The organism is Pseudomonas sp. E6002 (genome assembly GCF_013385565.1).
In the GTDB taxonomy this organism is placed as follows: domain Bacteria; phylum Pseudomonadota; class Gammaproteobacteria; order Pseudomonadales; family Pseudomonadaceae; genus Aquipseudomonas.
On sequence record NZ_JACAPT010000057.1, the window covers coordinates 1 to 20,136 of the forward strand.

Here is a 20,136-nt window from a genome sequence, read left to right on the forward strand (position 1 = left end):
CGAGTGGTGGGGCAAGAGCGTTTTGCTTACTTTTGCGCTTTTCAAAAGTGAGCCGCTGTAAGAGCGGAACCATAAGCCGCCGTTACCTAAATAACGGATATGTACCCCATCCCCCCTCAGGGCCGATACAAATGCGCGTGCCCCGCGCGATACAACGACGACTCACCAAAACTGTCACTGGCCAAAACCCGACCCACCAGAATCAACGCCGTACGCCGAAACCCCTTGGCTGCCACCTTCCCGGCAATATCCGCCAGCGTACCAATGGCCCAATCCTGATCCGGCCAGGTCGCCCGATGCACCACCGCAATCGGACAATCCTCCCCATAGTGAGGCACCAACTCAGCCACGATCTTCTCCAGATGACTCACCCCCAGGTGAATCGCCATGGTCGTCCCATGCTGCGCCAAACTACTGAACACCTCACCCTCAGGCATCGCCGTCTTATCCGCATACCGCGTCAAAATCACACTCTGCGCAATGTCCGGCAACGTCAGCTCAGCCTCCAACAACGCCGCACACGCCGCCACCGCCGTCACCCCGGGAATGATCTGAAACCCAATCCCAAGCTCCCGCAAAAGCCGAATCTGTTCCCCAATCGCCCCGTACAAACTCGGATCCCCGGAATGCACCCGCGCCACATCCTGGCCTTTCTCATGGGCCGTCTTGATCAGCCCAATGATCTGCTCCAGATGCAACTCCGCACTGTTGACCACCAGCTCCGCCTGATGCCCCTCAAGCACCGCCGCCGGTACCAGCGAGCCGGCATAGATAATCACCGGGCAACTGCGAATCAGCCGCTGCCCCTTGACCGTGATCAATTCCGGGTCACCTGGGCCTGCGCCGATGAAAAAGACAGTCATGGATACATTCCTGTGAAAAAAGCACGCGAGCAGCCTTCCAGATGAAGATTGCTCATGATCGAGGCTGACGATTATCGGGAATTCAGCCGGCGCAAGCCAATGCAAAGGTGGCCTGGGCGGTTTTTTTGCGGGTGATCAGCAGGGTGGCAGGGCTTTGAGACAGCTGTTCTGCCAGGGCCAGGGCGGCACTTTCAGCAATGCCGTAGCAACCGGTATGAGCAAAAACCGTCTCGGACTTATGGCTCAGTCGATATTCATAGGGCGCCAATTGCTCCGCACTGAAAAATACCAACGGCAAATCCAGAACCTGAGCCAGTGCCAGCAACCCCGGCTCATCCCGCTTGCGATCAAGACTGGCCAACGCAGTGATGCGCTGACGCTCAATGCCACCCTCGACGAGGGCGGCGTTGAACAGTTCACGCAGGATGTCGACAGAACAACCCCGCTGACACCCCAGGCCAACCGCCAGGATCATGCCGAATACTGACCATCACGGTTACGGCGAAACAGCCAGGCACTGATCAAGCCCAGCGCCAGCCAGAAGGCAACGTTGGTCAACTGCGAGGCGATCTTGAATTGAGCTTCCAGAGCCTCCGGCGCCAGCATCGAGTGGACTTCCGGCTGTGGTGCGCCAATCACATGGGGCACAGCCAGGATCGCCACGCCCAGGATTTTCAGCAGCCAGTTACGACCGAACACGATCAGCGCGATACCGGCAGCGGTAGAGGCGGCAGTGCCGATCCACCAGATTTGCCGTTGCGCCAGGTCTGCCGCCGCAGTCCCCGGCAATTCAGGCGGCAAGCCCAGGGTCGGCGCCAACACAAAGGTGGCGTAACCGGCCAGGCCCCACAGCAGGCCTTGGGCCGTACGGGTCGGTGCACGCAGGGTGTACAGGCCGGCAAGCATCAGGGCAAAACCTACGGCGACCACCAGGTTACCGCCCGTAGTCGACAGCACACGCTGCCAGCCATCTTCCGGCTCCCAGGCTTCAGCGTCGTGGGTGTGGGCCGTGGCTTCGGCATGTTCATGCACTTCGGTCGCGGCCGGGGCGTTTTCGAAGGTTTCCGCCTGCAGGATCAGCGGGGCAACCCAGAAGCTTTGCAGCAAGGTCAGCAGCAAGGCGGCCAGGAGGCCGGTGAAACCTGCGGTTTGGGCAATACGCTTGATCATGTCGGCAGGTCTCAGTGGCACGGGAACGCAGCGCTGTGGCGGGTATCGTGGGCGGCGTTGTGCACCGCTTCGATGTGCGAGAAACCGGCGAAATACACCAGGCACGCGCCGAGGATCGACGCGCCTATGGCGGCAGTCAGGCGTTGGCTCAGGGTGGCGGTGGTGCTGGCGGTAGAGGCGGTGCTGCTGATGATCGACATGGCGCGTCCCTTCAGGGTTTCAGGGTGACACGAGCGCATGAAAACCCCGCGAGCCAGGCACGCAGGGTTCTGAACAGCGCCCGCCCACCGCGGGTTTGTTATCTGATTTTTTCGGGCCGGTCTCCGGGCTTGCGAGGGGCCTGGGCCTTGAAAGCATCACCTTCCCATGCCGTAGAGGCACAGTGGTTTTGATGCTTCACTCGCTTACCGTTGCGGGGGCAGCACCGGACTCGTCACGCCCTTGAGTAAAGGAACATGACTCACCGGTTTCCCGTTTCACCCTGTGAAGGGCACCCGAAACAAGATGTGTAGGAGAGCATGGGCGGGCGATGGGCGTCAAATCGCCGGGTTATTGCCAGCGTTTGAACAGCACGCTGGCATTCACGCCGCCGAATCCAAACCCATTGGAAATCGCGTATTCAATCGGCAACGACCGGGCTTGGCCCCGGACCATATCCAGTCCTTCGGCAGCGGGGTCCGGGTTGTCCAGATTGAGGGTCGCCGGGGCAATCTGGTCGCGCAGGGCGAGCACGGTGAAGATCGCCTCGATCCCGCCCGCGGCGCCCAACAAATGGCCGGTCGCCGACTTGGTGGCGCTGATCGCGACGCTGGCATTTGCACCGAACAGCGTATTGATCGCTGCCAGTTCGCCGTTGTCGCCTACGGGGGTCGACGTGGCATGGGCGTTCAAATGCTGGATCTGTGCGGCGCTGATCCCTGCCTGCGCGATCGCCAGTTCCATTGCCCTGCGTGCACCCGAGCCATCTTCCGGGCCCGAGGTCATGTGATAGGCGTCGGCGCTGGTGCCGTAGCCCACCAGCTCTGCGATAGGCGTCGCCCCACGAGCCAATGCATGCTCCAGTTCCTCGATCACCAACAGCCCGGCACCTTCGCCCATCACAAACCCGTCGCGGCCTTGATCAAACGGGCGGGAAGCCAATGCCGGCGTGTCGTTGTAATCGCTGGACAGCGCACGCGCCGCAGCAAAACCGCCGAGGCTGACTCGGTGGATACAGGCTTCGGCGCCGCCACACACGGCGATGTCGATTTCGCCGGCACGGATCATTCGCGCAGCATCACCAATCGCCTGTACGCCGGCGGCGCAGGCAGTGACGGGGGAGCCCAGCGGACCTTTCAGTTGATGCTGGATCGACACGTGCCCGGCCGCCATGTTGCCGAGGAATGACGGGATCGTGAACGGCGACAGGCGGCGAGGCCCTTTGCTGTCAGCCGTACGAACGGCCTCGGCAATCGCGGGAAAACCACCCACGCCGGAGGCGATGATTGTCGCCGTACGTTCCTGCTGCGATGGCGTCTGCGGACTCCAGCCTGCCTGGGCCAGGGCCTCTTGCGCGGCTGCCAGGGCAAACACGATGAACCGGTCCATCTTGCGTTGTTCCTTGGCCGGGATGACAGTGTCCGGGTCAAAGCCGGCTTCAGGGTCCTGGATGCGGTCCAACACTTGGCCGCCGATGCTGATTGCCAGGTCGCCGATCAATGCCTCGGGTAGCCTGCGAATCCCGGATTCACCGGCCAGCAGGCGCTTCCAGGTCTGTTCCACGCCGGTTGCCAGCGGTGTCACTGCACCCATGCCGGTCACAACAATTCGCTTACTCATGATCGCTTAGCTCCGCAAATTTCAGGTTGGTAGCAATGCATGGACGAAACTATCATTATGAAAGTAACATCCGATAGCTGAAATTTCCGTAGCCGCCCCACAGAGGAACTGCAATGCAACGTAAGTCGCTGGTGAATGCCGAATGCCCGGTAGCCCGTGGAGTGGAACGGGTAGGCGAGTGGTGGAGCATCCTGATCATGCGCGACGCGCTGCAAGGTTTGCGGCGTTTTGACGAGTTTTCCCAGAGCCTGGGAATCGCTCCGAATATGCTCACCCGCCGGCTCAACAGCCTGGTCGAGGCGGGGCTGCTGGAGCGCCGGCAATACAGCGAGCGGCCGCCCCGTTTCGAGTACGTACCGACGCCGGTTGGCGAGGATTTCCGGGTGGTGATCATGGCGTTCATCGGCTGGGGCAACCGCCATTTCGCCAACGAAGGTGAAAGCCTGCAATTGGTTGACCGGGAAACCCGGCGCCCGGTGGAAGTGGCGGTGGTGGACGCCGACGGTGTGCGCGTGTCCGTCGAGCAATGCAGCGTTCAAGCCGGGCCTGCTGCCAGCGAGGGCATGCTGGAGCGCCTGGCGCTGCTTCGCGCCAAACGCTCGGACATTGACCCGTCCCCGCGCACTGCGTAGCCTTGCACCTTCGAGGTTCTTCGGCCCAGGCCGAAGCTAAGAAGGGAACGCGGTCAATGCCGCGGCTGCCCCCGCAACTGTAAAGGGTTTATCTGACTGCCACGCCACTGCCTGAACAAGGCGGGAAGGCGCAGCCAGCGCCGGCATCACCGCCGGCAAGCCCCAAGCCAGGAGACCTGCCTCGCAACCGATTTTCTACTTCAACCGGGCGGGGTGATCCGGTGGCGAATTCTGCTCCTGCGCACCCGCGCAGGGCCACTCGTCCCGTATGCCCGCCCCAAAGGGCATCCGATGAAAACACTGGCCAAACTCCCCGTCACCATCGTTACCGGCTTCCTCGGCTCGGGCAAGACCACCTTGCTGCGCCACATGCTGGATAACGCCCAGGGGCGCCGCATCGCGGTGATCGTCAACGAGTTCGGCGAGCTGGGCATTGACGGTGAAATCCTCAAGCAATGCTCCATCGGCTGTACCGAAGAAGAGGCGAACGGCCGCGTCTACGAATTGGCCAATGGCTGCCTGTGCTGCACGGTCCAGGAAGAGTTCTTCCCGGTGATGCGCGAACTGGTGGCCCGTCGCGGCGACCTCGACCATATCCTCATCGAAACCTCGGGCCTGGCCCTGCCAAAACCCTTGGTCCAGGCGTTCCAGTGGCCGGAAATCCGCAGCGCCTGCACCGTTGACGCCGTGATCACCGTGGTCGACAGCCCAGCCGTGGCCGCCGGCACGTTCGCCGCCTTCCCGGACCAGGTTGACGCCCAGCGCAAGCTCGACCCGAACCTGGACCACGAATCCCCCCTGCACGAGCTGTTCGCCGACCAACTGGCCAGCGCCGACCTGGTGATCCTCAACAAGTCCGACCTGATCAGCCCTGAAGACCTGGCCCGTGTGCGCCTGGAAGTGGCAGAAGAACTGCCGCCGGCGGTAAAAATCATCGAAGCCAGCAGCGGTCGCCTGCCGCTGGACGTATTGATCGGCCTGGGCGCGGGCTCGGAAGAACACATCGACGGCCGCCACAGCCATCACGATCATCATCACGAAGGTGAGGACGACCACGACCACGATGCCTTCGACTCCATCTCCATCGAACTGCCCCAGGCCGACGAAAGCCTGCTGCTGGACGCCCTGACCCAACTGGTGGTCAAGCACGGCATCCTGCGGGTCAAGGGCTTCGCGGCGATCCCGAACAAGCCGATGCGCCTGCTGATCCAGGGCGTGGGCACGCGTTTCGACAAGCACTTCGACCGCGCCTGGCGCGCCGATGAGCCGCGCGCCACGCACCTGGTGCTGATCGGCCAGGAACTCGACGCCGCCTTGCTCGAAGCGCAACTGCGCGCTGCCCTCAGCGTTTAAACCATGCATCTGCTCAGGACCCAGCCCGGCGGTTTCGTTTCGGATGACAACATCGCCGACCTTGGGCAAACCCCCGCCGAACTGGTGATCCTGTGCAGCGGTGATTCCAGCCTGGCGCTGCTGGCCGAAGCGGCCCAGCAGTTGCCCGAGGATTACCCGAGCCTGCGCCTGGCCAACCCGATGCAGGTGCAGAACCATGCTTCGGTCGACCTGTATGTGGACGAGGTGCTGCGCCACGCCAAGGTCATCCTGATTTCGCTGCACGGCGGCATCGGTTATTGGCGCTACGGTATCGAGCGCCTGGTGGAGTTGGCCGAGCGCGGCGTGCAGCTGATCCTGGTGCCGGGGGATGATCGCCCGGACCCGGAACTCAGTGGCCTCAGCACCGTGGGTGCCGAGGAACGTGACCGGCTCTGGCACTTCCTGCGCCAGGGTGGTTTGGGGAATGCGCTGGATTTCTATCGTTGCCTGGCCGCCGGCTACCTTGGCCGCGATTACGCCTGGAGCGAGCCGCAAACCCTGCCGCGCACGGCGATTTATCACCCGCATAAAGCCAATGCCCGTCTCAACGATTGGCAGGCTGACTGGCAAGCTGATTTTCCCGTGGCGGCGGTGCTGTTCTACCGCTCCCATTTGCAGGCGGCCAACACCGGCTTTATCGATGTTTTTTGCCAGCGCTTGCAGGCCGCGGGTCTCAACCCGCTGCCGATGGCGGTGGCCAGTTTGAAAGAGCCCGGTTGCCTGACCGTGGTCGAGGATTTGCTGGACGAGGTGCACGCCTCGGTGATTCTGAACACCACCGGTTTTGCCCAGTCCAGCCCCGAAGCGCCACACCTGCGGCCGTTTCGCCGCAATATCCCGGTGATCCAGGCGATTTGCGCCCAGGACAACGAGCCCGGCTGGCAGGCCAGCGAACAAGGCCTCGGCCCTCGGGACCTGGCGATGCACATTGCCTTGCCGGAGCTGGACGGGCGCATCATCAGCCGGCCCATCAGCTTCAAGGACCTGGCCTGGCGCAGCGAGCGCAGCCAGTCGGATGTGGTGTGCTATCGCGCACAGCCGGAGCGCATGGACTTTGTCGCCGAACTGGCGCGGCGCTGGGTCGAACTGGCGCGGGTGCCGAATGGCGAAAAGCGTATCGCGCTGATCCTCGCCAACTACCCGACCCGGGACGGACGTATCGGCAACGGCGTGGGTCTCGACACCCCAGCCGCCGCGCTGAATATCCTGCGGGCACTGAAAATCCAAGGTTATCCGCTGCCGGACGAGCTGCCGGAAAGCGGAACGGCACTGATCCAGGCGCTCTTGGGCGGCGTCAGCAACGACCTGGACAGCCTCGACTTGCGTCCGTGTCATCAGAGCCTGGCGCTGGATGACTACGAGGCGATGTTCAACCGCTTGCCCGAGTCCAATCGCCAGGCCGTGTTGGCACGCTGGGGTACACCTCATAGCGATCCGATGTTCCGCGACGGCCGCATGATGATCGCGGGCCTGCGTTTGGGCCTGACCTTCGTCGGCATCCAGCCGGCCCGGGGTTACCAGGTGGACGCGAGTGCGGTCTATCACGACCCGGACCTGGTGCCGCCCCATGGCTACCTGGCGTTCTACTTCTGGTTGCGCCACACCTACGGCGCCCACGGCGTGATCCACGTTGGCAAGCACGGCAACCTGGAGTGGCTGCCGGGCAAGGGTGTCGGGCTTTCCGAGAACTGCTGGCCCGACGCACTACTGGGGCCGCTGCCGAATATCTACCCGTTTATCGTCAATGACCCGGGCGAGGGCGCCCAGGCCAAGCGCCGCACCCAGGCCGTGATCATCGACCACCTGATGCCGCCGCTGACCCGCGCCGAAACCTATGGGCCGCTGCGCGACCTGGAGTTGCTGGCCGACGAGTATTACGAGGCACAACTGCTCGACCCACGGCGTGCCCGCGAGCTGCAAAAGGACATCCTCAAGCTGGTGCGCGAAACCCGCATCGACCAGGAACTGGCCCTGGACGAAAACCTCGACAGCGACGCCGATGCGGCGATCTGGCTGCCGCGCCTGGACACCTACCTGTGTGACTTGAAGGAGTCGCAGATTCGCGATGGCCTGCACATTTTCGGCGAGTCACCCGAGGGCCGCTTGCGCATCGACACCTTGCTGGCGTTGTTACGTATTCCGCGTGGCGATGGGCGCGGGCCGCAATCGAGCCTGCTGCGGGTATTGGCCAAGGCCTTCGACCTGGGCTTCGATCCGCTGGACTGCGCCCTGGCCGAGCCGTGGACGGGGCGCCGGCCAGTGGTGTTGCAGAAGATCGACACGCAGTTGTGGCGCACCGCCGGCGACACCCGTGAACGCCTGGAGCTGTATGCCGCGCGCTTGATCGAGCAGGCGCTGGAAGGTGCCGTGGAACAGCTTGAAGAGCCCCGCTGGGAAGACGTCAAGGCGGTGATCGAGAGCTTGCGCATCGTCGTCGCGCCACGCCTGGATGCCTGCGGCCCGGCGGAAATGCGCGGGTTGCTGGATGCCTTGAACGGGCGCTTCGTCCCGGCCGGGCCCAGCGGCGCGCCGAGCCGGGGCCGTCTGGACGTGTTGCCTACCGGTCGTAACTTTTTCTCGGTGGATGTGCGCAACCTGCCCACCACCACTGCCTGGCGCATCGGCTTCCAGTCGGCGAACCTGATTCTTGAGCGTCACCTGCAGGATCATGGCGACCACTTGCGCCAACTCGGCCTGTCGGTGTGGGGCACTGCCACCATGCGCACCGGCGGCGACGACATTGCCCAGGCCATGGCGCTGATGGGCGTGCGCCCGGTGTGGGCCACGGGCAGCCAGCGGGTGGATGACTTTGAAATCCTGCCCATCAACCTGCTGGACCGGCCACGGGTGGATGTGACCTTGCGCGTGTCGGGATTCTTCCGCGATGCGTTCGCCAACCTGATCCGCCTGTTCGATGCGGCGGTGCAAGCCGTGGCGGCGCTGGACGAACCCGACGACCTGAACCCGCTGGCGGCCAAGGTGCGCAGTGAGCGCGAGGCCTTGCGCCTGTCGGGCCTGGACGAGGACGCGGCGGCGAAGCAGGCTGGTTGGCGGATCTTCGGTGCCAAGCCCGGTGCCTATGGTGCCGGCGTGCAGGGCGCGATTGATGGGCGCGTGTGGCAGAGCCGCGAAGACCTGGCGGAGGTTTACCTGAACTGGGGCGGCTACGCCTATGGCGGCTCCGACGAAGGCACCGCCGCCCGCGAACAGTTTGCCCAGCGTTTGAGCCAGGTGCAGGCGGTGTTGCAAAACCAGGACAACCGCGAGCATGACCTGCTCGACTCCAATGACTACTACCAATTCCAGGGCGGCATGCTCGCCGCCGTGGAAACCCTGAGCGGCGACAAGGCCGCCAGCTATCATGGTGACCACAGCCAGCCGGACTTGCCGAAAGTCCGCACGTTGAAGGAAGAGTTGAACCGGGTGATTCGTGCCCGTGCGGCCAACCCGAAGTGGATCGAAGGGGTGAAGCGCCACGGCTACAAAGGCGCGTTCGAGATGGCGGCCACCGTGGATAATCTGTTCGCGTTCGACGCTACGACGGCGTTGATCGACGATCATCAATATGCATTGCTGGCGGATGCCTACTTGCTGGACCCGGACACCCGCGCCTTTGTGCAGCAGCACAACCCGGATGCCCTGCGGGATATGACCGAACGCATGCTCGAAGCCCAGCAACGCGGCATGTGGCAGGAGCCTGGGGCGTACCGCGAGGCGTTGGAAAACCTGTTGTTGGATATAGAAGAAGGCAGTTGATGACCGACATTCCACATTTCCCGCTGTCCGCCGTGGTCGGCGCCGACGACCTGAAACTGGCCCTGTGCCTGACCGCCATCGACCCGAAGATCGGTGGCGTGCTGATTGAAGGCCCGCGCGGCATGGCCAAGTCCACCCTGGCCCGTGGCCTGGCGGACCTGCTCGCCAGCGGCCAGTTCGTCACGCTGCCGTTGGGCGCCACCGAGGAGCGGCTGGTGGGCACACTCGATCTGGACGCGGCACTCAGTGAGGGCCGCGCACAGTTTTCCCCCGGCGTGCTGGCCAAGGCCGACGGCGGCGTGCTCTATGTCGATGAAGTCAACCTGCTGCCCGACCACCTGGTGGACCTGCTGCTGGACGTGGCCGCCAGCGGCACCAACCTGATCGAGCGCGACGGGATTTCCCACCGGCATTCGGCGCGTTTTGTGCTGATCGGCACCATGAACCCGGAAGAGGGCGAGCTGCGCCCGCAATTGCTCGACCGGTTTGGTTTCAACGTAGCGCTGAGCGGGCACACCCAGCCGGCCGAACGCGGGCAGATCATCCGTCGCCGCCTGGATTTCGACAGCGACCCTCAGGGTTTCTGCGGGCAATGGGCCGACCGGCAGGCCGCGTTGCGTGAGCGCTGCACCTGGGCCCGCGCCTTGCTGGATAGCATCCCGTTGGATGACCAGGCGCTGGCGCAGATTACCGAGCGCTGCTTTGCCGCTGGGGTCGATGGCTTGCGCGCCGACCTGGTCTGGCTGCGTGGCGCACGTGCCCATGCGGCCTGGCGGGGCGCGACGGCTATCAGCGAAGAAGATATCGAAGCGGTCGCGGAATTTGCCCTGCGCCATCGTCGTCAGGAGCAATCCCCGCCTGCAACGCCGCCCGCTGGCGGTCAATCACCCAAGCCCAATGATGCACCTGAAGACCAGGGCCAGTGGGGCAACATGCCCGCACCCGCCTTGCCGATAGGCGCTCGCCGTGATGTGCCCACCTGGCCAAAAAAGCCCTAGGCATCCGCCCCAAACCTGACGCAGGGGCGGATGCACGGCCCAAGGCGGGTCGACTGAACAAGGGCCGGCGTGGCCAGGCGCGCAGCGCGGCCGAAGGTTCGATCAACTGGCCGGGCACCTTGCTCGGCGGGCGGCCGCAACGCCGCGAAGATTTGTTGTATCAACTGCGTAGCCGTACGCCCCATGAACTGTGGCTGGTGATTGTCGATGCTTCGGCGTCCACCCGGCGGCATCAGGCGCTTAGCGATGCCAAGGGATTACTGGCCCAACTGTTCGACGATGCCTATCGACAGCGGGCGCGCATGGCGTTGCTCACCGCGAGCGGGCAATCGCCAAAGTGGCAGGTGCAGGGATTAAAGGCGGCAAAAGGGCTGGGTCATTGGCTTGATGGCCTCGGTGCAGGCGGTGGCACGCCATTGTTGGCAGCGCTGAACGAAGCGGGGCACTGGTTGGCGGCTCGTCGCAAGCGTTACCCGGTGGAGCAGCAGCGGTTGCTGGTGATCACCGATGGGCGGCTGAAGGATGTGGCGGGTTTGCCGCCGCTGGACTGCCCGGGCTTGCTGGTGGACATCGAGCGCGGCCCGATTCGGTTGGGCCGTTCAAAGCAGCTGGCTATGGGGTTACAGATTGACTATCGGCATATCGATAACCTGTAAGCGCCGGCACGTTCGGCCACAGATCCGCCACCAGAAACAACCGTTCGGCTTCTTCCCATTCGCCTTCGCTGTTTTCCACCAGGCGCACCAGCAACTGCGCGGGCGCCATGGGGTCCAGCTCGGTCAGCCAGTGTTGCATCCGGGCCGCGTCCCAGGCTTCGTTCGCCGGGTAGTGCGCCGGCGCCAGCCATGCGTGGCGGGGCAGCGGTTGCCAGCGTCCTGCCGGGCTTTGCTCGATAAACCTCGACCAATCGCGCTGATGCAGCCAGCGGCCATTCAGGTGTTGGGGATGCGCGCCCTGCGGCGCCTGCGCCATGCCCGGCCATGGGTAGAGCAGATAACCGCCCAGCCACAGATGGGCATCAAAGGTCTGGATATCCAGCGCGGCCAGGACTTCGCGGCTCTCCGGCCGGGCGGAAATCGGCAGTTGGTGCTGGGCCAGGTGGGCCAGCTTGCGGTCGAGCCGGTCGTGGCAGCCGGGGCCGAGCCATTGCGCGGTGTCCCGGCCATCACCGTCCTGGGGCCCGAGGTAGAGTTTGATCGCCAGTTCCAGATGATGCACACCGTCACGGTCGCGCAGCAGCATGTCCAGCTCGCCCAGGGTATGCCCGGCCTGGCGGATCGGCAGGTTGGCCGCCAGCAGCTCCACGCCCGGCGCATGCTGCACGGCGAATTGCCACAGCCGTTCGTAATACAACCCCAGCCGGCGGGTACGTGCCTGGCTCAGCCAATGCAGCAAGGCACTGCTGTCCTGGTCCAGCTGGCGCAGCCACTGCTCCAGCAAATGCGGGGCCTGCACCCAGTCGCTGCCGGTCAGCGGGTGGCGTTGTGGCCACGGCGTTTGCGCGAGCATCGGCGGGGCGAGCATCACCCACGCGAGATCGCGCACCTCGGGGTGACGCAGTTGGCGGGGCAGGTGCTGCAAATCAGGGAACAGAGTCATGGTCCGAGCATAGCCTTTTACAGCCGGGAAGGGGGCTGAGAACCGTTGTCGTCTGGGGTTTGCGGCGACAAAGGATTTTGTGTAACGCCGGCTTTCGCCCATAATCGTTCTTTTTTGCAGAACCCGAACCCCGCAGGAGCCCCATGGAGCAATTTCGCAATATCGGCATTATCGGTCGCCTGGGCAGTACCCAGGTGCTGGACACCGTCCGCCGACTGAAAAAGTTTCTGCTCGAGCGCCACCTGCATGTGATCCTCGAAGACACCATCGCTGAAATCCTCCCGGGCCATGGCCTGCAGACCTCGTCGCGCAAGATGCTCGGTGAAGTCTGCGACATGGTGATCGTGGTGGGCGGCGACGGCAGCCTGCTGGGCGCCGCCCGGGCGCTGGCGCGGCATAACGTGCCGGTGCTGGGGATCAACCGTGGAAGCCTGGGGTTCCTCACCGATATTCGCCCCGACGAGCTGGAAGTCGAAGTGGCCAAGGTGCTGGACGGCCACTACCTGGTGGAAAACCGCTTCCTGCTGCAAGCCGAAGTGCGCCGCCACGGCGAAGCCATCGGCCAGGGCGACGCCCTCAACGATGTGGTGCTGCACCCCGGCAAGTCGACGCGGATGATCGAGTTCGAGTTGTACATCGACGGCCAGTTCGTGTGCAGCCAGAAGGCCGACGGCCTGATCGTCGCCACGCCGACCGGGTCCACGGCCTACGCGCTGTCGGCCGGTGGGCCGATCATGCATCCCAAGCTGGATGCCATTGTGATCGTGCCGATGTATCCCCATATGTTGTCCAGCAGGCCTATCGTGGTCGATGGCAACAGTGAGCTGAAAATCGTGGTGTCAAAAGACATGCAGATCTACCCGCAAGTCTCCTGCGACGGGCAGAACCATTTCACCTGCGCCCCCGGTGACACCATCACCGTGAGCAAAAAGGCACAGAAGTTGCGGTTGATCCACCCGCTGGACCACAACTACTACGAAGTGTGCCGGACCAAGCTGGGCTGGGGCAGCCGCTTGGGGGGTGGAGGCGACTGATGCTCGATCCCGCGCGTAGCTACGACCTGATTGGTGACGTGCACGGTTGCGCTCATACCCTTGAGCACTTGCTCGACCGATTGGGTTACCACAAGCAGGGCGGTACCTGGCGGCATCCGTCGCGAATGGCCGTGTTCCTCGGCGATATCATCGACCGTGGCCCGCGCATTCGCGAGGCGCTGCATATCGTCCACGACATGACCGAGGCCGGCCAGGCACTGTGCATCATGGGCAACCATGAGTTCAACGCGCTGGGCTGGAGCACGCCCGCCGCCCCAGGCAGCGGCAAGCAGTTTGTGCGCGAGCACACGCCACGCCACGCGCGGTTGATCCACGAGACCCTGACCCAGTTCGAACAGCACCCGGCAGACTGGCACGATTTCCTCGGCTGGTTCTATGACATGCCGCTGTTTGTCGACGCCGGGCGATTCCGCGTAGTGCACGCTTGCTGGGACAACGGCTTTATCGAGCCCCTGCGCGCGCATTTCCCGGATGGCTGCATCGACGAACACTTCCTGCAAGCCGCCGCCGTGCCCGGCAGTTTCGCCAGCAATGCCTTCGACCGCCTGTTGCGCGGTACCGACATGCGCCTGCCGGACGGCTTGACCCTGACCGGCGGCGACGGCCTGACGCGCTCGTTCTTCCGTACCAAGTTCTGGGAAGACGACCCGAAAACCTACGGCGATATCGTGTTCCAGCCCGATGCGCTGCCGGAACCGGTGGCCGCCACGCCGCTGTCGTCCACTGAAAAGAATTCCCTGCTGCGCTACGGCGTCGACGAGCCATTGCTGTTCGTCGGCCACTACTGGCGCAGCGGCAAACCGGCGCCGATCCGCCCGAACCTGGCCTGCCTGGACTACAGCGCGGTGCTGTACGGCAAGCTGGTGGCGTACCGGCTGGATCAGGAAACCCGCCTGGACCCGCGTAAATTTGTTTGGGTCGATGTCGAGCGCCCTGAGGTTATTTCATGAGTACCGTTGCTGTATTACGCCTGCCGCTGGCGGTGGATTTGAGTGGTTTCGTCAAGCTTCTGCAACGCATGCAAGTGCCCCATCGCGTCAGCGAAGAAGCCGGGGAGCAGGTGCTGTGGGTGCCTGACTCCATCAGTGAAGACGTGAAGGTCCTGTACCAGCGCTTTCCGGCCGGTGACCCGGACCAGCAACTGGACATTCCCGAGCAGGCGACGTCGACCAGGCGTCCCGGGTTTGCCCAGCAGCTTCGCCACAGCCCGGTGACCGCGTTGGTGTTGCTGCTGAGCATCATCGTCGGCGCCGTTACGTTGCTGGGGGATAACCTGCAAGCCATGAGCTGGCTGACCTTCCTGCCGTTCAGCGTGGCAGGCGAGTACATCCGTTTCACGCCATTGACCGACAGCCTGGCGTCGGGACAGTGGTGGCGCCTCGTCACGCCGATGTTGATCCACTTCGGCATCCTGCACCTGGCCATGAACGGCATGTGGTACTGGGAACTGGGGCGGCGCATCGAGTTGCGCCAGGGCAGCATCAACCTGCTGGGCCTGACCCTGCTGTTCAGCCTGGTGTCGAACTACGCTCAATACTATTTTGGTGGTCCCGGCCTGTTTGGCGGGTTGTCCGGCGTGCTGTATGGCTTGCTCGGGCATTGCTGGATCTATCAGTGGGTGTCGCCGAATCCGGTGTATCGCCTGCCTCGCGGGGTGTTGGTGATGATGCTGGTGTGGCTGGTGCTGTGCCTGTCGGGCCTGGTCTCGATGATCGGCTTCGGCGAAATCGCCAACGCGGCCCACGTGGGTGGCCTGGTGATGGGTTGCCTGACCGGTTTGTTGGGTGGCTTGTACAGCCGCCGCAAAATGTCTCCTATTTAGTTAAGGAAGAGTCTTATGTCCTCTTTTGTCGAAATGATCGAAAACATCACCCCGGACATCTACGAGAGCCTCAAGCTCGCCGTGGAAATCGGCAAATGGTCCGATGGCCGCAAGCTCACCGCCGAGCAGCGTGAATTGTCGTTGCAGGCGGTGATCGCCTGGGAACTGCAGAACCTGCCGGAAGACCAGCGCACCGGCTACATGGGCCCGCAGGAATGCGCCTCGAAGTCGGCGCCGGTGCCGAACATCCTGTTCAAGTCGGATGCCATCCATTGATTGAGATTGGCCGTGGTGCAGTCAGCAAGATGTCGGCGCAGTTGGGTGAGCCGACCGTTCAATACGCGTTTCGCCTGGGCGATACCGAGGTGCCGGTCAATCCATTGATCGGCACTACCGTGCGCCTGGAATACCTCGGTGCGATCCATTGCACCCATTGCGGTCGCAAGACCAAGACCAGTTTCAGCCAGGGTTACTGCTACCCGTGCATGACCAAACTGGCCCAGTGCGACCTGTGCATCATGAGCCCCGAGCGCTGCCATTACGACGCCGGCACCTGCCGCGATCCGGCCTGGGGTGAAAAATTCTGCATGACCGACCACGTGGTGTACCTGGCGAACTCGTCGGGGATCAAGGTCGGCATCACCCGCGCCAGCCAGCTGCCGACCCGCTGGCTCGACCAGGGTGCCAGCCAGGCGCTGCCGATCATGCGCGTTGCCACGCGCCAGCAGTCGGGCTTCGTCGAAGACCTGTTCCGCAGCCAGGTGGCCGACAAGACCAACTGGCGCGCGTTGCTCAAGGGCGATGCCCAGGCCGTCGACCTTGCGCAGGTGCGCGACGAACTGTTCGCCAGCTGTGCCGAAGGCATGCTCGGTTTGCAGGAACGCTTTGGCCTGCAGGCCATCCAACCGGTGACCGACATCGAACCGATCGAAATCCGCTACCCGATCGAGCAGTATCCGACCAAGATCGTCAGCTTCAACCTGGACAAGAACCCGATTGCCGAAGGCACGCTGATGGGGATCAAGGGCCAATACCTGATCTTCGATACCGGCGTGATCAATATTCGTAAATACACGGCCTACCAGCTCGCCGTGCATCAGTAGAAGGACGACAGACATGCGCACCGAACAGCCGAAGATGATTTACCTGAAGGACTATCAGGCGCCGGACTACCTGATCGACGAGACGCACCTGACCTTCGAGTTGTTCGAGGACCATAGCCTGGTCCACGCGCAGCTGGTGATGCGCCGCAACCCCGAGCGCGGCGCCGGCTTGCCGCCGCTGGTGCTGGACGGGCAGCAGTTGGAGCTGCTGTCGGTGAACCTGGCCGACCAGGAACTGACCGACGCCGACTACCAGTTGAGCGACAGCCACCTGACCGTGCACCCCACCAGCGCGACCTTCACCCTCGACACCACGGTGAAGATCCACCCGGAAACCAATACCGCCCTGGAAGGCCTGTACAAATCCGGCGGCATGTTCTGCACCCAGTGCGAGGCCGAGGGTTTCCGCAAGATCACCTATTACCTCGACCGTCCGGACGTGATGAGCGTGTTCACCACCACGGTGATCGCCGAGCAACACAGCTACCCGGTGTTGCTGTCCAACGGCAACCCGATTGCTTCCGGCCCTGGCGAAGACGGCCGGCACTGGGCGACCTGGGAAGATCCGTTCAAGAAGCCGGCGTACCTGTTTGCACTGGTGGCCGGTGATTTGTGGTGTGTCGAAGACACCTTCACCACCATGACCGAGCGCACCGTGGCGCTGCGTATCTATGTCGAGCCGGAAAACATCGACAAGTGCCAGCACGCCATGAACAGCCTGAAGAAATCCATGCGCTGGGACGAGGAAGTCTATGGCCGTGAGTACGATCTCGACATCTTCATGATCGTCGCGGTCAACGACTTCAACATGGGCGCCATGGAAAACAAGGGCCTCAACATCTTCAACTCCAGCGCCGTGCTGGCCCGTGCCGAAACCGCCACCGACGCCGCGCACCAGCGAGTCGAGGCGATCGTTGCCCACGAATACTTCCACAACTGGTCGGGCAACCGCGTGACTTGCCGCGACTGGTTCCAGCTGTCGCTGAAGGAAGGCTTCACGGTGTTCCGTGATTCGCAGTTCTCTGCCGACATGAACTCGGCCACCGTCAAGCGCATCCAGGACGTGGCTTATCTGCGCACTCACCAGTTCGCCGAAGATGCCGGTCCCATGGCCCACGCGGTACGTCCGGACGGCTTTATCGAGATCTCCAACTTCTACACCCTGACCGTGTACGAAAAGGGCTCGGAAGTCGTCCGTATGATCCAAACCTTGCTTGGCGCCGAAGGGTTCCGCAAAGGCAGCGACCTGTACTTCGAACGCCACGACGGCCAGGCTGTGACCTGCGATGACTTCATCAAGGCCATGGAAGACGCCAACGGCGCTGACCTGACCCAGTTCAAGCGCTGGTACAGCCAGGCCGGTACGCCACGCCTGGCGGTGAGCGAGTCCTACGACCCGGTGGCTAAAACCTACAGCCTGACCTTCCGTCAAAGCTGCCCGGAAACCCCGGACAAGGTGGAAAAACTGCCGTTCGTGATTCCGGTTGAGCTGGGCCTGCTGGACGGGAAGGGCGCGGGCATCGCCTTGCGCCTGGCCGGTGAAACCGCTGCCGGCGCCACGTCCCGCGTGATCTCGGTGACCGAAGCCGAACAGACCTTCACCTTTGTCGACATCGCCGAGCACCCGCTGCCGTCGCTGCTGCGCGGCTTCTCGGCGCCGGTGAAGCTGAGCTTCCCGTATAACCGCGACCAACTGATGTTCCTGATGCAGCACGACAGCGATGGCTTCAATCGCTGGGACGCCGGCCAGCAGCTGTCGGTGCAGGTGTTGCAGGAGCTGATCGCCCAACATCAGCAGGGCAAGGCGCTGGTGCTGGATCAACGCCTGATCACTGCACTGCGCAGCGTATTGAGCGACGAAAGCCTGGACCAGGCGATGGTCGCCGAGATGCTCTCGCTGCCGAGCGAAGCCTACCTGACTGAAATCAGCGAAGTGGCGGATGTCGACGCCATCCACGCGGCCCGCGAGTTTGCTCGCAAGCAGTTGGCCGACAACCTGTTCGAGGGCCTGTGGCTGCGTTACCAGGCCAATCGCGACCTGTCGAAGAAAACCCCGTACGTGGCCGAGGCGGAACACTTTGCCCGTCGCGCCTTGCAGAACATTGCGCTGTCGTACCTGATGCTCAGCGGCAAGCCGGAAGTGCTGGCGGCGACCCTTGAACAGTTCGACGCGTGCGACAACATGACCGAGCGCCTGACGGCCCTGGCGGTGCTGGTCAACTCGCCGTTCGAAGAAGAGAAAGCCAAGGCGCTGGCGGTGTTTGCCGAGAACTTCAAGGACAACCCGCTGGTCATGGACCAGTGGTTCAGCGTACAGGCGGGCAATGGTTTGCCGGGCGCGCTGGAGCGGGTCAAGACGTTGATGCAGCACCCTGCGTTCAACATCAAGAACCCGAACAAGGTGCGGGCACTGGTGGGCGCGTTTGCCGGGCAGAACCTGATCAACTTCCACGCGGCGGATGGTTCGGGTTATCGGTTCCTGGCGGACCTGGTGATCCAGTTGAATGGCTTCAACCCACAGATTGCTTCGCGGCAATTGGCGCCGTTGACCCGCTGGCGCAAGTACGACAGCGCGCGGCAGGCGCTGATGAAAGGCGAGCTGGAGCGGATTCGCGCTTCGGGCGAGCTGTCCAGCGATGTGTTTGAAGTGGTGAGCAAAAGCCTCGCTTAACTGAGGCTGAGTACTGCATCTGTGGCGAGGGAGCTTGCTCCCGCTGGAGTGCGCAGCGCTCCCAAGATTTTGGGGCCGCTACGCAGCCCAGCGGGAGCAAGCTCCCTCGCCACAACGGGTCTTAGATAACCGGCGGCCAGCGCAGGTCTTGTGCATCATCGTCCGTATAACGTGGGAAGCGCTCCGCGATCATCTCGTGGGGCACGCCCAGCGGTATCGCGCTGGCAGCATCCAGACGGTCCACTTGCTCAGCCGAGAGTTGCACACTCAACGCACCCAGGGTGCCGTCCAGCTGTTCGCGGGTACGCGGCCCCAGGATCGGGATCAGCGCGGTAGTGGAACGACGGGCCTTTTCCCGCAGCCAGGCGATGGCGATGTGAGTCGGCGTGGCGTCCAGTTCACCGGCAACCGCCAGCAGGGTGTCGAGCACTGCGGTTTCCCGTGCACTTTTTTCAGCGTGGACCAAAATCCCCAGCTTGCTGGCGCGGGTATCGTCCTGGCTGTTGCGGTACTTCCCGGTCAGAAAACCACCCCCCAGCGGTGACCATAAAGTCGCGGCCAGGCCCAGGGCCTCGGCCATGGGCAGCAGCTCGCGGTCAGCGGTGCGTTCGGCCAGGCTGTATTCGGTCTGGATCGCTACCAGGGGTGCAAAGCCGCGCACTTCAGCGAGCAGGTCGGCGCGGGCAATGCGCCAGGCGGGGAAGTTGGACAGCCCGGCGTAGTGGATCTTGCCGGCACGCACCAGGTCATCAAAACCCCGCAGGATCTCTTCCATCGGCGTGACGTTGTCGCTGATATGCGCCCAGAACAGGTCGATGTGGTCGGTGTTCAAGCGTTTCAGGCTTTCTTCGACGGCGCGCACCATGTTCTTGCGGTTGTTGCCAAGCTTGAGGGTGCCTTCGTCTTGAGGCTGGGTGCGCAGGGTGTATTTGCTGGCGATCACCAGGCGGTCGCGTTCCGAGGCAATGAACTCGCCGAGCAGCACTTCCGATTGGCCGAACTGGTAGCCGTTGGCAGTATCGAGGAAGTTTCCGCCGGCCTCCAGATAGCCGTCGTAGATTCGCTTGGACTCGTCGCGCTCGGCGCCGTGGCCCCAGCCTGTGCCGAAATTGGCGGTACCCAGGGCCAGCTCTGAAACCCGCAGGCCGCTGCGACGGCCAAAGACTTTATTGCGCATACCGAAACTCCTGACGCTGTGGTTGGTTTAAATGTTTCGCAACATCTATTAAATATGATGCGAGTCATATATTTCGTCAAGGGGCTTTTTTTGGCGGC

Annotated in this window: 18 protein-coding genes and 2 riboswitches; of the genes, 11 read left to right on the plus strand and 7 right to left on the minus strand. The window is 63.2% G+C overall.

The window, feature by feature from the left end:
- Positions 1-116: 116 nt before the first annotated feature.
- From cobM to fabF, 5 genes are all read right to left on the minus strand, one after another.
- Positions 117-863: a precorrin-4 C(11)-methyltransferase gene (gene cobM, locus HX815_RS30805; protein ID WP_177029456.1), complete on the minus strand. Its 747-nt coding sequence runs from the start codon at positions 861-863 to the stop codon at positions 117-119.
- Positions 864-945: 82 nt separating this feature from the next.
- A complete protein-coding gene (locus HX815_RS30810) occupies positions 946-1,338 on the minus strand; it encodes a cobalamin biosynthesis protein (RefSeq protein WP_177029457.1) in 393 nt (130 codons plus the stop codon).
- Positions 1,335-2,033, minus strand: a complete 699-nt coding sequence (locus tag HX815_RS30815; protein WP_008431977.1) for a CbtA family protein — start codon at positions 2,031-2,033, stop codon at positions 1,335-1,337. Before HX815_RS30815 ends, HX815_RS30810 begins: the two co-directional genes overlap by 4 nt.
- An 11-nt stretch (positions 2,034-2,044) precedes the next feature.
- A complete protein-coding gene (locus HX815_RS30820; protein ID WP_003217883.1) occupies positions 2,045-2,233 on the minus strand; it encodes a CbtB-domain containing protein in 189 nt (62 codons plus the stop codon).
- 96 nt (positions 2,234-2,329) lie between these two features.
- Positions 2,330-2,546: riboswitch (cobalamin riboswitch) on the minus strand.
- A 36-nt stretch (positions 2,547-2,582) separates the two neighbouring features.
- Positions 2,583-3,851 carry a beta-ketoacyl-ACP synthase II gene (gene fabF / locus HX815_RS30825; RefSeq protein ID WP_177021151.1) on the minus strand — a complete coding sequence of 423 codons (1,269 nt, stop codon included), beginning with the start codon at positions 3,849-3,851 and terminating at the stop codon, positions 2,583-2,585.
- A 113-nt stretch (positions 3,852-3,964) separates the two neighbouring features.
- On the opposite strand from fabF, the gene HX815_RS30830 reads away from it, so the two are divergent.
- The 5 genes from HX815_RS30830 to HX815_RS30850 all read left to right on the plus strand — a co-directional run bounded on the left by HX815_RS30830 (position 3,965) and on the right by HX815_RS30850 (position 11,267).
- Positions 3,965-4,483, plus strand: coding sequence for a helix-turn-helix domain-containing protein (locus HX815_RS30830; protein ID WP_177029458.1), 519 nt, complete (start codon positions 3,965-3,967; stop codon positions 4,481-4,483).
- Positions 4,480-4,682: riboswitch (cobalamin riboswitch) on the plus strand. It overlaps the preceding gene by 4 nt.
- A gap of 92 nt (positions 4,683-4,774) precedes the next feature.
- Positions 4,775-5,836: a cobalamin biosynthesis protein CobW gene (cobW, locus tag HX815_RS30835; RefSeq protein WP_003217887.1), complete on the plus strand. Its 1,062-nt coding sequence runs from the start codon at positions 4,775-4,777 to the stop codon at positions 5,834-5,836.
- A gap of 3 nt (positions 5,837-5,839) precedes the next feature.
- Entirely contained in the window at positions 5,840-9,613 is a 3,774-nt protein-coding gene (gene cobN / locus HX815_RS30840; RefSeq protein WP_177029459.1) for a cobaltochelatase subunit CobN, read from the plus strand.
- Positions 9,613-10,611, plus strand: a complete 999-nt coding sequence (locus HX815_RS30845; RefSeq protein ID WP_177029460.1) for an ATP-binding protein — start codon at positions 9,613-9,615, stop codon at positions 10,609-10,611. Before cobN ends, HX815_RS30845 begins: the two co-directional genes overlap by 1 nt.
- A gap of 53 nt (positions 10,612-10,664) precedes the next feature.
- Entirely contained in the window at positions 10,665-11,267 is a 603-nt protein-coding gene (locus tag HX815_RS30850) for a VWA domain-containing protein (RefSeq protein ID WP_032898884.1), read from the plus strand.
- Here the strand turns inward: HX815_RS30850 and HX815_RS30855 are convergent.
- A complete protein-coding gene (locus HX815_RS30855) occupies positions 11,224-12,210 on the minus strand; it encodes a DUF1853 family protein (protein ID WP_177029461.1) in 987 nt (328 codons plus the stop codon). The two genes, HX815_RS30850 and HX815_RS30855, sit on opposite strands and share 44 nt — an antisense overlap.
- A 143-nt stretch (positions 12,211-12,353) precedes the next feature.
- Here HX815_RS30855 and HX815_RS30860 point away from each other — a divergent pair, with 143 nt between their 5' ends.
- Genes HX815_RS30860 through pepN form a run of 6 tightly spaced genes read left to right on the plus strand, consistent with a single transcriptional unit; the run spans position 12,354 to position 18,861 of the window.
- Positions 12,354-13,244, plus strand: a complete 891-nt coding sequence (locus tag HX815_RS30860) for an NAD(+) kinase (protein WP_003217892.1) — start codon at positions 12,354-12,356, stop codon at positions 13,242-13,244.
- Positions 13,241-14,215: a metallophosphoesterase gene (locus tag HX815_RS30865; protein WP_161635726.1), complete on the plus strand. Its 975-nt coding sequence runs from the start codon at positions 13,241-13,243 to the stop codon at positions 14,213-14,215. Before HX815_RS30860 ends, HX815_RS30865 begins: the two co-directional genes overlap by 4 nt.
- On the plus strand, positions 14,212-15,087 hold the full coding sequence (locus tag HX815_RS30870; RefSeq protein WP_008431996.1) for a rhomboid family intramembrane serine protease: 876 nt from the start codon (positions 14,212-14,214) through the stop codon (positions 15,085-15,087). The genes HX815_RS30865 and HX815_RS30870 overlap by 4 nt, the downstream gene beginning before the upstream one ends.
- Positions 15,088-15,102: 15 nt before the next feature.
- Positions 15,103-15,363, plus strand: a complete 261-nt coding sequence (locus tag HX815_RS30875; RefSeq protein ID WP_003217900.1) for a YeaC family protein — start codon at positions 15,103-15,105, stop codon at positions 15,361-15,363.
- Positions 15,360-16,190 carry a DUF2797 domain-containing protein gene (locus HX815_RS30880; RefSeq protein ID WP_003217902.1) on the plus strand — a complete coding sequence of 277 codons (831 nt, stop codon included), beginning with the start codon at positions 15,360-15,362 and terminating at the stop codon, positions 16,188-16,190. The genes HX815_RS30875 and HX815_RS30880 overlap by 4 nt, the downstream gene beginning before the upstream one ends.
- 13 nt (positions 16,191-16,203) lie before the next feature.
- A complete protein-coding gene (pepN, locus tag HX815_RS30885; protein ID WP_087694365.1) occupies positions 16,204-18,861 on the plus strand; it encodes an aminopeptidase N in 2,658 nt (885 codons plus the stop codon).
- 121 nt (positions 18,862-18,982) lie between these two features.
- Here the strand turns inward: pepN and HX815_RS30890 are convergent, their stop codons facing one another.
- A complete protein-coding gene (locus HX815_RS30890) occupies positions 18,983-20,038 on the minus strand; it encodes an aldo/keto reductase (protein ID WP_177029462.1) in 1,056 nt (351 codons plus the stop codon).
- Between the last annotated feature and the right edge of the window lie 98 nt (positions 20,039-20,136).